The 12,264-nt window shown below is 71.3% G+C and carries 10 protein-coding genes and 1 pseudogene; 6 read left to right on the forward strand and 5 right to left on the reverse strand.

Going from position 1 to position 12,264, the window contains the following annotated elements; all coding sequences use genetic code 11:
* Positions 1-8 precede the first annotated feature (8 nt).
* Positions 9-1,097, forward strand: a complete 1,089-nt coding sequence (gene mycP, locus AB0I21_RS23230) for a type VII secretion-associated serine protease mycosin (protein WP_360564047.1) — start codon at positions 9-11, stop codon at positions 1,095-1,097.
* 192 nt (positions 1,098-1,289) lie between these two features.
* On the opposite strand, the gene AB0I21_RS23235 is transcribed toward mycP, so the two are convergent.
* Complete coding sequence (locus tag AB0I21_RS23235; protein WP_360564049.1) at positions 1,290-1,586, reverse strand: WXG100 family type VII secretion target; 297 nt, start codon at positions 1,584-1,586, stop codon at positions 1,290-1,292.
* Between the two features lie 16 nt (positions 1,587-1,602).
* Positions 1,603-1,920 (reverse strand): WXG100 family type VII secretion target, encoded by a 318-nt coding sequence (locus tag AB0I21_RS23240; RefSeq protein ID WP_360564051.1) that lies wholly within the window; start codon positions 1,918-1,920, stop codon positions 1,603-1,605.
* Between the two features lie 126 nt (positions 1,921-2,046).
* Between AB0I21_RS23240 and AB0I21_RS23245 the strand changes: the two genes are divergently transcribed.
* A complete protein-coding gene (locus AB0I21_RS23245; RefSeq protein ID WP_360564053.1) occupies positions 2,047-2,844 on the forward strand; it encodes a Dam family site-specific DNA-(adenine-N6)-methyltransferase in 798 nt (265 codons plus the stop codon).
* On the opposite strand, the gene eccB is transcribed toward AB0I21_RS23245, so the two are convergent.
* Positions 2,831-4,192, reverse strand: a complete 1,362-nt coding sequence (eccB, locus tag AB0I21_RS23250) for a type VII secretion protein EccB (RefSeq protein ID WP_360564054.1) — start codon at positions 4,190-4,192, stop codon at positions 2,831-2,833. The genes AB0I21_RS23245 and eccB overlap by 14 nt on opposite strands.
* 14 nt (positions 4,193-4,206) lie before the next feature.
* On the opposite strand from eccB, the gene AB0I21_RS23255 reads away from it, so the two are divergent.
* The 3 genes and pseudogenes from AB0I21_RS23255 (at position 4,207) to rarD (ending at position 8,632) form a co-directional block, all read left to right on the forward strand.
* Positions 4,207-6,300 carry a hypothetical protein gene (locus AB0I21_RS23255; protein WP_360564056.1) on the forward strand — a complete coding sequence of 698 codons (2,094 nt, stop codon included), beginning with the start codon at positions 4,207-4,209 and terminating at the stop codon, positions 6,298-6,300.
* Positions 6,301-7,206: 906 nt separating this feature from the next.
* Positions 7,207-7,566: pseudogene (locus tag AB0I21_RS23260) on the forward strand (phage holin family protein); the annotation flags it as partial.
* 139 nt (positions 7,567-7,705) lie between these two features.
* Positions 7,706-8,632 carry an EamA family transporter RarD gene (rarD, locus tag AB0I21_RS23265; protein WP_360564058.1) on the forward strand — a complete coding sequence of 309 codons (927 nt, stop codon included), beginning with the start codon at positions 7,706-7,708 and terminating at the stop codon, positions 8,630-8,632.
* A gap of 15 nt (positions 8,633-8,647) precedes the next feature.
* Here rarD and AB0I21_RS23270 read toward each other — a convergent pair whose 3' ends face one another.
* Positions 8,648-9,433, reverse strand: a complete 786-nt coding sequence (locus AB0I21_RS23270) for a zf-HC2 domain-containing protein (RefSeq protein ID WP_360564060.1) — start codon at positions 9,431-9,433, stop codon at positions 8,648-8,650.
* Positions 9,434-9,452: 19 nt separating this feature from the next.
* Entirely contained in the window at positions 9,453-9,977 is a 525-nt protein-coding gene (locus AB0I21_RS23275) for a sigma-70 family RNA polymerase sigma factor (RefSeq protein WP_360564062.1), read from the reverse strand.
* A gap of 142 nt (positions 9,978-10,119) precedes the next feature.
* Between AB0I21_RS23275 and AB0I21_RS23280 the strand changes: the two genes are divergently transcribed.
* Positions 10,120-12,246, forward strand: a complete 2,127-nt coding sequence (locus AB0I21_RS23280) for a PhoX family phosphatase (protein WP_360564063.1) — start codon at positions 10,120-10,122, stop codon at positions 12,244-12,246.
* Positions 12,247-12,264 lie beyond the last annotated feature (18 nt).

Genomic DNA, 12,264 nt, shown 5'->3' on the forward strand with positions numbered 1-12,264 from the left:
CTTCGCAGATGTACGACCACCGCAAGCTCGACCCCCTCGCCGACGGTCACGGCGTGACGGTCGCCGTCGTCGACTCGGGCGTCGACGCCGGGCACCCGCAGCTCCAGGGCGCGGTCCGGGAGGGTCCAGACCAGTTCCAGGAAGGCGGTTCGCTGGTCGACTGCGTCGGCCACGGCACGGGCGTGGCGGGCATCATCGCCGCGCGCCCGGTCGCCGGTTCACCGCTGCGGGGCCTCGCCCCGGCCGCGACGATCCTGGCGATCCGGGTGAGCGAGCTGGTCGAGCTCGAGGACGGCAGCACCGCCGGCCGGCGCGGCACCCCGGCAGGCGTCGCCGCGGCGATCCGGTCGGCCGTCGAGCTGGGCGCCGGAGTGATCAACCTGTCGCTGGTGTCGTACCAGGACAATCCCGGCGTGCGTGAGGCGGTCCGCTTCGCGGTGTCGCGCGACGTGGTCCTGGTCGCCGCGGCCGGGAACAGGTTCGCGGAGGGCAACCGGACCCCGTTCCCCGCCGCGTACGACGGTGTGATCGGCGTCGGCGCCATCGGCCCGGACGGCCAGCGCCTGCCTGGCTCGCAGACCGGCCCGCACGTCGACCTCGTTGCCCCCGGCGGCCGCGTCGTGACGACCTCCCCACCCCGCGGCCTCGCCACCGTGGAGGGCACGAGCTTCGCGACGCCGTACGTCGCCGCCACGGCAGCCCTGCTCCGCCAGTACCACCCGGAACTGACGGCACAGGAGATCGCCGCCCGCCTCACGGCAACCGCTGACGGCGGCACGGCAGGCCCGGGCTACGGCGCCGGCGTGCTGAACCCCTACCGCGCACTGACAGAGGAGACCGGCGCCCAACCGACCCGCTCGGGCCTGCCACTCCCCCCGATCGCCACGGACGCACACGCAGCGGAGCGCGCCGCAGCCGAACACCGGACGCTCCTCATCGCCGCCCTGACCACCGTCGCGGCCGCGCTGCTCCTGCTGACCGCGGTCGTCCTGCCCCGCGGCCGCAACCGCCGCTGGCGCCCAGGCCTCCAACGCCTCCCCGAACCCACCGACACCACGCCCGACCGCTCAGCCCCCGCCTTCACCCCGCGCCGCTGACGAACCCGGCCAGGCACCGTGCCGTTCGCTTCCCTTCGGGACCTCTCCCTCAGACCAGCGAGCGTCGGGCATGCCGAAAGGCGCCGGGGCCGACCCCCGACGCTCGTCGGACCTGCCCGCAGACCGCGAGGCCGCGGGCATGGCAGGGGCCCGGTCCGCGAGCAGGTGCGGACCGGGCCGTCTCCGGGCGCCTCAGCGCTGGGGGAACAGGTGCCTGTTGCGCTGCTCCGTTTCCAGGTAGCGGCGCATGGACTCGTCCAGGGCGACCTTGATCTCCCGCAGCGTCGCGGCCAGGTCGGCGCCGGCGCGCTCCCAGTTGGCCTGGCGGGCGGCGTACGCCTGCTGGGACTCGCCCTGCCAGCCGGCGGTCAGGCGCCGGCCGAGCTGTGAGACCTCGTCGAGGCGGGCGGTGAGCGTGTTGAGCGCGCTCTGGATGGACTGCCCGGCGTGGTCCATGGCGGCGAAGTTGACCACCAATGTGTCGTCCATGAGTGTCTCCCCCGGCTCAGAGCGGCAGCTGCTTGGTGCCGATGCCCCGGAAGCGGGCGCCGGCGTCGGAGTCGGAGACCTCGTAGTTGCGGCCGGCGGAGCGCAGGCCCTCGGCGGTCTCCAGCAGGTTCTTGTTGAGCGTGTCCTGGTCGCGGTGCCATGCCTGCTTGACCGTGTCGAACGACCGGCCGCCCGCGCCCTGCCAGCCGGTCCTCGTCGTCTCCAGCTCGCGCATCAGCGTGCTGAGCATGGTCTGCAGCTCGCCGTTGACCTGCTCGAACCGTTGTGCCGCCGATTGCAGCTCGGCCTGCTGCGCCTGTGTCGTCTGTGCCACGGTGCTCACCCCGTCTCTCGTGTCGCGGACTCGCCGACCGTATCGGCAGTCACCGATCCGCAACCAGACGTAATTCCTCCCTGTGGATAACTTCCGGCATTTCGCCGCTCCTTTACGATGGTGCGCGTGGCGGATGGCCGGTCGTTCATCAAGTGGGCCGGTGGGAAGACCCGGTATGCGACGCAGTTGATCGCGATGGCGCCGCCGTTCACGGGGCGCTATTGGGAGCCCTTCATGGGCAGTGCCGCGGTGTTCTTCGAGTTACGGCCGGCCAAGGCGGTGCTGTCAGACGCCAATCCCGAGCTCGTCGCCTGTTTCCGCGCCGTGGCCGCGCATCCGGAAGCGGTCATGCGGCGGCTGGACGCGCTGCCCAACACGGCCGAGCGGTTCGCCGCGGTCCGGGCGCAGAATCCCGCCGATCTGACCGACATCGAGCGGGCCGCCCGGGTGATCTACCTCAACAAGACCGCGTTTCGCGGGCTTTGGCGGGTCAATCGGCGGGGCGGGTTCAACGCACCTTATGGCGCTTACGACCGCCCGTACTATCGCCGGGAAACGCTGCTCGCGGCGGCGGCGGCACTCGCCGGGGTGGACATCCGGCTGTGCGATTTCGAGGAGCCGCTGCGTGAGGCGGCGGCGGGCGACTGGGTGTTTCTCGACCCGCCGTATCTGCCCGAGGGCGGGTTCGCGGATTTCAAGCGGTACACGCCGGGGCAGTTCCGCGACACGGACCACGAGCGCCTCGCCGCCGCGATGCGGGCCGCCACCGGACGCGGGGTCCTGATCACCATGACCAACAGCGACACCGACGCCACCCGTCGCATCTACGGCGACTTCACCGCCACGACGATGGCCACGCGCCGCGACATCAACCTGCGGTCCGACGCGCGGGCCAGCTCGGACCTGATCCTCACGAACTACTGAGCGCGACCTCCGGGTCGAGCGCCGGTCCGGCCGGCAGCAGCGCGACGAACTCGCCGGGCACGACGACCGGCTCCACGCCCTGATAGCCAAGGCCGGACAGGACGCCCGCCACGGGAAGGGCGTGCCTGCGGCCGAGATCGGTGACCAGTGTGAGGTTTCCGGAGTCGGTACGGACCAGCGCACCCCCACCCGGCGCCACCACGATCCGGTCGGCCAGCACCGCGCCCGAGGCCGACGCCGAGGACGTCTGCAGTGCGGCCCCGAGGTCGGGCAGCGCGTTGCCGGTCGTGATGGCGGCCTCACTGGTCGTACACGCGACGCCGGAGACATCGTCGAGAAGCTCAGGCACCTCGGAGGGCAGGCCGGCGCCGGGCGCGAGCGGGTGGACGGGCCGGTCCCCGACCAGCGCGGCGAACTCCCCCGGCGTCAGCGGCTGCGGCCTGACCTGCAGGAGCGCGGCTTGCAGCGGGGTCACCGAGGCGAGCCCGCCGGCCGTCACGACGAACGCGTCGGCCCTGTCCCCGGTGCGGACCTCGAACAGCTGCCCGACCGTGCCCGCGGCGACCTTGCGCCCACGGTCGGCGATGTCGGGGACGACCAGGTCAGGGCCTGATGGGATGGCGTGCAGGAGCGCCTGGGCGACCTTGGCCTGGCCGCGTCCCGACCACACCAGCGCGGGCAGGACGCTCCCAGGCTGTCTGATGAGGTGTTTTCGCCCGTGTACGACCAGGTACAGGCTTTCTGTCGTTCCTTTCGCCAGCAGCGCTCTGGTCCCGAGCGGCGCGCCGTCGCGTGGCGCGTTCGCGCCGACGAACAGCACCGACTCGCCCTGCTGCGCGCAGACTGCCCATGCCCCGCGGTGGAGGCTCTTCGCGGGCGGCAGCGACGCAGGCGCACCCGGGATGCCGAGTGGCGCGCCGCGGGGCGCCTCGGCGAGCGCCTTCCTGCCGACCGACACGGTTTTCGCTCCGGCGCGGTTGATGATGAGCAGCGCGGACGCCTGATTCAGGACTGGATGGACGCGTTGGTCGCGATACACAAATAGTGCGCCCGACTCCTTCTCCACAATGATCGCTGTTTCGTCGCGCCATTTGCCGGAGGTGCCGGGGACGATCAGCGCATAAGCCGCGGCGCCTCCGATGCCGAGCGCCGCGAGCAGGACCCCGACCAGCGTTGCCCCTGCTACGCGCCGAAACGGCGATCTCGGCGGGTCGCCCTCGCGCATGACCAACGCGGCCACGACCCGCTGGACCATGAACTGATACGAATGCAGCTGGTCCTGCCGCGACGCCATGCATCCCCTCCGAAACTGTCGTACCGGCGCTTTACGATATTCCGTGGATCGCATAGGCGGGGGGCGATATGAGGAAGGTCCTGTACGTGGTGCTGGCGCAGGCCGCGCTGGCGCTGTCCGTCCTGGCGTGGACGGTGCACCCGGCGTGGGCCCTGGGGTTGGTGGTGGCGCCGGTCGGCCTGCTCGCCCGCTCGCGTGGCACCGCTGTCCGACCCTTCTTGACATCCGTCGACATCGACGGCGTCGCCGCGGGCGTGGTGGAGGACGCCGACGGGCTGGCCGTGATGCTCCAGCTCGGCGACCTGTCCGACCTGCTCGGCGACGCCCCGCCGCCGCTCCCGCCACTGAGCACGCTGCTGCCCCCGCCCGCCCCGGACCTTCCGGAGCTCCGCGTCCAGCTGCTGATCAGCGCGACCGCCGCCCTCGACCGCGACGCGTCCCCCTCCGCCGTGTCCTACCGGCAGCTCACCGACGGCCAGGTGCTCGCGCACCAGCGGGTCCTGTTGTGCGTGCGCACCCGCCGCGCCGGCGGTTTCCAGCGCGAGGACCTGGAGCACACCCTCGTCGCCGCGGTCCGCCGCGCGTGCCGCCAGCTCACCAAGGCCCACCTGCCCGCCCACCCCCTGTCAGCACCGTCGGCCTCGGCCGCGCTCGCGGAGACCGCCGGCGAGCGGCCGGGCCTGCCGACCCGCGGGACGAGGCGCGGCCTGGAGGTCGGCGGCCTGCACCAGGCGGTGTTCAGGCTGCGCCGCCGCCCGCGGGAGGGCCCGTTCGCCACACATCTGCTGACGCTGCCGTGCGCCGCCGTGACGGTCGCCCTCACCGCCGCCGGCGACGACCCGTGCCGCGCCGAGCTGACGATCCGCCTCGCGGCTCTGACTCCGGCCGCCCTGGACCGGGCGATCGCCGCGCTGCACCGCCTGGCCACCACCCACGACGCCGCCGTCACCCGTCTGCGCGGCGCCCAGCTCGACGGGCTGGCCGCCACGCTCCCCCTCGGCGGCGGCGCCGCGTCGAGCACCGCCGCGCTCGCCGGCCTGCTCACCGGCCGCGACGACCTGACACCCGACGGCACCCCGGCCCGACCCGTCACCGCCGCCGACCTGGCCTCCCTCCAGCCCACCCCCGCCCCGGCCGGCCTGATGCTCGGCCGCGACCGCCGCGGCGCCCCCGCCGTCATCCACCCGTTCCGCGCCCAGCCCACCCGCGCCGTCCTGATCGGCGGCGCCCGCTGCGCCCAGCTCCTGACCCTGCGCGCCCTGGCCGTCGGCGCCCACGTCACGGTCCAGTCGTCCCGCCCCGACACCTGGTCCCCGTTCCTGCGGTCCCTCACCGGCGAGCAGATCACCCTGCTCCCAGCAAGCCGGCCCGCCACCCTCTCCGCCCCGACCCCCACCCATCCCCAACTCCTGATCCTCGACCTCGACACCGCCCCCACCGCCCGACCCGCGACCGCTGCTCGCCGCACTCCCACCGCCGGCTCCAGGCCCGCCGCCACCCCTGCTCACGCCAACAGCCCCAGATCCGGTTCTGGCTCCAGCCCCGCCACAGTTCCTCACGTCGACGGCCGCCCACCCACGCCCGCATCCACCCCCACCGTCGGCTCCAGGCCCGCCGCCGCCTCTGGTCACACGAGCCGTCCGGCACCTGCTTCCGCGCCTGCTGCCCGCTCCAGGTCGGCCAACGCTGCTCACGCCGATAGCCACACACCCGCGCCCGCATCCGCTGCCACCAGCTTCGGGCCGGCCGCTATCTCTGCTCCCGCCAACGGCCCCACACCCGCGCCCGCATCCACACCCACGCCGTCGACCGGCTTCACTCCCACTCCCGTCGATGGCCCTGACGCAGATCTCGTTGTCGGAGCCGGCTTCCCGGCCATCTCAACCGAGTCCGCTTGGCGCGCCACGCTCGTGATCCGTGACGGGCTGACGCTCGCCGATGCCGACCTGCTGACCGAGGCCGACCTCGTCTTCCTTCAGCCCCTGACCCCAGCCGAGGCCACCATCGCCACCGACGTCCTCGGCCTGACCGCTTCAGCCTCCTGGCTGACCCGCATCCCACCCGAGATGCTCGGCACCGTGATCAACCACCACACCCTCCGCTGGACCCACCTGTCCCCAACCCCCATCGAGCTCCAGCTCATCGGCCGCCCCACCCGCTGATCCAGGCCACCTTGCGCGTGGCAACTCCCGTCCTGACCCGACGGACCGTGACCGCTACCACCATCCACGAACTCCACGACGCCACATCGCGGCCCCCACACCTCGCCGCGTTCAGACCCGCCAGGAACGCACGTCGTCTCGAACCGAGCCCCCACCGAAACTCCAACTCGCCGGCCGCCCTATCCGCTGATCAGAGCCACCTTGCGCATAGCACACCCATCCGACCCAACAGCCGCTACCACCATCGACGAACTCAACAACGCCACGTCGCGGCCACCACGCCGGCCTCGTCCTTCTCGAACCCTTGATCCGAGCAATGCCACTGTCGCCGCCGATGTCCCTGGTCCAGATGCAGGAGTCGCCTATTCCCCCGAGCTTCAATCCACCAACGCTTCCCGGGCACCGCAACGCCCGGGCCGTGGAGGTGTGCAGAGGGGGCACCAGGATGCACCAGCTCTCCGCGTCCCGGTCGGGCTTGACGGCCGTCAGCGCTTGCTCGGTGCAGCCGGCTGGGCAACGGCGAGGGTCGATGGCTGGACGGATTGGGGGCAGGGCGGTTCGCCATGATCCCGAATGGTTGTGGTGGTCCTGGCTACCAGAACCGCACGGGATCATGGGGCACGGCGGACGCCGGCCCCTGACGCGCCGCGCATGCGCGGAAGCCGCCGCCTCGCGCCGTAGGCGCGCAGTAAGCGCAGCGTGGCAGGCGGTGCGAGCGCAGCGAGCATTGGGGTGCGGGTGAGAATCCCCGCCGGGACCCGCCGCGACAGCGGTGGGGCGGCAGCACAGCGGTCGGGTGGGAAGCCCCGCCGGGACCCGCCGCGCAGCGGTGGGGCGGAAGTGCAGCGGCGGAAGTACAGCGTCGCAGCTAGCACCACCTTGGTGGGGCGTGGCACGATCACCCGCATGGGAATCCTGATCCGGCTCGGCGTGAGTGCGTTCACGGTGTGGCTGGCAACGCTGGTGATCCCGGGCATCACTGTTGAGGGGACGACTGGGCGGACGGTGCTCACCGTGCTCGTCGTCGCCGCGATCTTCGGGATCGTCAATGCGGTGTTGCGCCCGATCATCAAGACTATTGGGTGCTGGGCGTATCTGCTGACGCTCGGGCTGATCTCGCTGGTCGTCAACGGGCTGCTGTTGATGCTGACGAGCTGGATCGCCGAGCAGGTGGACCTGGCGTTCCACGTCGAGAACTTCTGGCCGTCGGCGGTGCTCGGGGCGCTGTTCATCGGGGTCGTCAGCTGGATCATCAACCTCGTGATCCCCGACGGTGGCGACAAGGACCGCAACCAGCGCCGGCAGCCCCCGCCGGCCCGGCAGCAGCAGTACTACCCCCGCAACTACAGGTAGGCGGACGACCCGGTGAGGGGCGATTGGCCGACCGCCCCTTACGGTAAGAGGCGTGGAACCGCTGCGCCGTGGGTATTTGTCCGCATTGTCCGCCAACATCATGTGGGGCGTGTTCCCGCTGTACTTCCGGGCGCTGCGGCCGGCGGGGGCGGTGGAGGTGCTCGCGCACCGGATCGTGTGGTCGCTGATCTCGGTGGCGGTGCTGCTGACCGTGCTGGCGCGGTGGAAGACCCTGAAGGCGCTGGTCAAGGACGGCAAGCGGCTCGCCGGGATCGCCGCGGCGGCGGTGTTCATCGCCGTCAACTGGGGTGTCTACATCTTCGCCGTCGACACCGATCACGTGGTCGAGGCGTCACTGGGGTACTTCATCAACCCGCTGTTCGTGATCCTGCTCGGCGTGCTGGTGCTGCGCGAGCGGCTGCGGCGGCTGCAGTGGGTCGCGCTCGGCGTCGGCCTGGTCGCCGTCGTCGTGCTGAGCGTGGACAACGGGCGGTTGCCGTGGATCGCGCTGACGCTGGCCGGGTCGTTCGGGACGTACAGCCTGATCAAGAAGCGGCTCGGGCTGCCCGCCGGTGAGGGGCTGTTCCTGGAGTCGGCGGTGCTGACGCTGCCGGCGCTCGCGTTCCTGGCGTGGCTGGCGAGCCGGCACCAGGAGACGTTCGGCACGGTGTCGGCCTGGCACACGATCATGCTGGCGGGCAGCGGCCTGCTGACCGCGGTGCCGTTGCTGCTGTTCGCGGAGGCGGCGAACCGGGTGCCGCTGTCGGGTCTCGGGATCCTGCAGTACCTGACGCCGACGCTGCAGCTGCTGCTGGGCGTGCTGGTGTTCCACGAGCCGATGCCGCCGGTGCGGCTGGCCGGGTTCGCCATCGTGTGGTGCGCGCTCGCGATCTTCACCGCCGACGCGATCCGGCACAGCCACAAGCGAAGGGCGGCCGCCGTGAAGGAACCGGCGACCGCCGTCCGTGAAGCGGTGTGAGTCAGACGACGAAGGTCAGGCGTCGAGGGCGAGCAGGGCCGTGCCGTCCGCCCCGCGGATCTCGATCTTCTGGATGTTGTCGCGCCGGAACTGGCTGTGCGCCTTGAGCTCGTACTCGTCGCCGGCGCCGGCGGTCCACGAGTCGAGCTCCTCGGGTTCGCCGGACTTCGGCACGACGTAGAGCTTGTACGTCCACTTGCCGTAGCCACCAGCGGGCTTGTACGCGCACCGCATCCGCACGAGGGTGCCGTCGTCGAGCCCTTCGAGCGCGAGGCTGGCGGTCACCGGTACCGTCGCCGCGACCTCCTGCATGGCGACGAAGTCGGGCTGGCCGAACCCCGCGGACCGCACCCCGAGCACCGCGAGCACGCCCAGGCAGGCGGCGACGAGCGCCGTCCCCGCGGTCTGCCAGCGACGGCGGCGCCGCTCGGTGCGCCGGCTGCGCCGCGCCCGGTCGAGCACCCGCGGCAGCAGCGGATCAACCCCCGAAGCATCGGCCGGCGCAGGAACGGCGGACGGACCAGCCCACGAAGCGTCCGGCAAAGACGAAGACGAAGGCGAAGACGAAGACGCGACTGACGGACCGGCCCACGACAGGTCCGGAGACGAAGACGAAGACGCGGGCGAGGACGGCGGCACAGCCGAGGGACCGGCCCACGAAGCGACGCCAGGATCGAGCTTGCCGAGCAGCTCCGGCAGGTCGCCGAACTCCGCCACCTCCGCCTGGCACTCCGCACAGCCCGCCAGGTGCCGCTCATACGCGTCGCGCTCCTCGGACGACAGCGCCCCGAGCACGTACACGGCCGAGTCATGGAGGTGTTCACACCTCATTGCCCACCCCCAACTCCTCCAGGACGACCTTCAGCGAACGCAGTGCGTAGTAGGTCCGCGACTTGACGGTGCCCGGGGGCACGCCCAGTCGTTCGGCCGCCTCAGCGACCGAACGTCCCTGGTAGAAGCACTCCACCAGGACCTCGCGGTGCGGTCGGGAAAGCCGGTTCAGTGCCTCCGCCAGGACCCAGGACTCCACCGCGCGCTCGGTCTCGTCGACCGCGACCGGAGCCTCCGGCAGCTGGTCGGTGAAGACCTCGCCGACCCGCGCGGAGCGTCGCCGCCACGCATCGATGGCAAGGTTCCGAGCGGTGGTGAAGAGCCAGGCCCGCACCGAGCCGCGCGCCGGGTCGAGCGCCTCCGGGTGTTGCCAGGCCCGCAGCAGGGTCTCCTGCACGAGGTCCTCGGCCCGTTGACGGTCTCCGCCGGTCAGTCGCAGCGCGTGGGCGAGCAGCGCGTCTCCATGCTCCTTGTGGAGCGCCTTCAGCAGCAGGTCAGCATCGTCTGTACTCACGCTTTGGCACTATCCGCATCCCTTCCACTGGCTTCTACGCACTAATACGCACAGCGGTTCAAGGCGGCGTCACATGTCATTCACCCGACATCCCTAGGGTCGCGTGTCATCCCCCGTCGCTGATCAGGATCAGGAGTCCGTAATGTCGGATACCCATCGCCGGCCGTTACCGTTCATCGGCGCGGCCAACGTGACGCACGGCGGCCGTGACCGCATGACCTGCCTGTACCGCTGCGGCAACGCCTGCGAGCACCCGGTGCCGAACCAGTCCGACAACCCGTACTTCACCGACCAGGTGAACGCGGTGTCGCGGCGGGGCGTCATGCGCGCCGGCGCGCTGGTGCTGGGTCTGGCCGGGGCGGGAGCCGCCGTCGGGACGCCCGCGTTCGCCGCGCCGGCCGGGGAGGCCGTCGAGCCTGACGTGGTGGTGCCCGAGGTCGACACGTTCGCGGCGAAGAGCCCCGAGCCGTCGCAGCTGACGTTCAAGGCGGTCACGCCCAACCAGGTCGACGGCATCGTCGTCCCCAACGGGTACGACCACGCCGTCGTCATCAAGTGGGGCGACGAGGTCGTGCCGGGCGCGCCGCGGTTCAACGTCGCGAAGCAGTCCGCCGACGCGCAGTCCAAGCAGTTCGGCTACAACAACGACTTCGTCGCGGTGCTGCCGCTGGACCGCCGGGGCGAGCGGGCGCTGCTCGTGTGCAACCACGAGTACACCAACGAAGACCTGATGTTCCCGAACTTCCCGGGCATCGACGGGCTGTCGGTCGAGCAGCTGCGCACCGCGATGGCGGCGCACGGCATGTCGGTGGTCGAGCTGGAGCGGGTCGGCGACTCGGGCCGCTGGACCCCGGTTTCCCGCGGGTGGCGGCGGTACAACCGCCGGATCACCGCACTGGCGACGCACTTCAAGATGACCGGCCCCGCGGCCGGCCACGCCCTGCTGAAGACCGCGGCGGACCCGTCGGGCCGCGACGTCATCGGCACGCTCAACAACTGCGCCGGCGGCGTGACCCCATGGGGCACGATCCTGTCGGGCGAGGAGAACTTCAACCAGTACTTCGTCGGCGCCGAGACCGCCGTCGAGCCGGCGAAGACCCGGTTCAACCGGTACGGCATCGACACGGTCAACCACTACCCGTCGGGCAGCCGCAAGTGGGACCGCGCCGACGCCCGCTTCGACCTGACGAAGAACCCGAACGAGGCCAACCGCTTCGGCTGGGTCGTCGAGATCGACCCGTTCACGCCGGGCTCCACCCCGCGCAAGCACACCGCGCTGGGCCGCGTGAAGCACGAGGGCGCCAACATCATCATCGCCAAGAACGGCAAGGCCGTGGCATACATGGGCGACGACGAGCGCTTCGACTACCTGTACAAGTTCGTGTCGGACAAGAAGTTCGACAGCGGGAAGTCCTACTTCGCCCGCCGGCACAACCTGACGCTGCTGGAGTCGGGTTCGCTGTACGTGGCGAAGCTCGGCTTCACGTCGGCGGCGGAGATCGACGGCAGTGGCAAGCTGCCCGCCGACGGCGCGTTCAACGGCACCGGCGAGTGGGTCGCGCTGGTCAAGGACGGCAAGTCGCAGGTCCCCGGCATGTCGGTCGAGGAGGTGCTGATCTTCACGCGCCTCGCGGGTGACGCGGTCGGCGCGACCAAGATGGACCGCCCCGAGGACGTCGAGCCCAACCCGAAGACCGGCAAGATCTACGTCGCGCTGACGAACAACACCGCGCGCGGCCCGGCCGGCAAGGCGCCCGCCGACGAGGCGAACCCGCGCACGAACAACAAGCACGGCCACATCTTCGAGATCACCGAGGACAAGGGCGACCACACGGGCACGACGTTCACCTGGACGATCCCGATCGTCTGCGGTGACCCGAAGGACCCGGCGACCTACTTCATGGGCTTCGACAAGGCCCAGGTGTCGCCGATCTCCTGCCCCGACAACGTCGCGTTCGACGGCGCCGGCAACCTGTGGATCTCCACGGACGGCAACGCGCTCGGCACCAACGACGGCCTGTTCGCGGTGCCGCTCGAGGGTCCGGAGAAGGGCCACCTGAAGCAGTTCCTGACGGTGCCCTACGGCGCCGAGACCTGCGGCCCGTGGATCCACGGCGACAACAAGAGCGCGTTCGTCGCGGTGCAGCACCCGGGTGAGATCACCGGCGCCTCGATCGAGAAGCCGGCGTCCAACTGGCCCGACGGCGACTTCGCCAAGCCCGGCGTCGCGGTGGCGTGGCGGGTGGACGGCCGCAACATCGGCGTCTGAGCCGCATCTCTGTGGCGG

This window comes from Dactylosporangium sp. NPDC050588 (genome assembly GCF_040654975.1).
Classification (GTDB): domain Bacteria; phylum Actinomycetota; class Actinomycetes; order Mycobacteriales; family Micromonosporaceae; genus Dactylosporangium; species Dactylosporangium maewongense.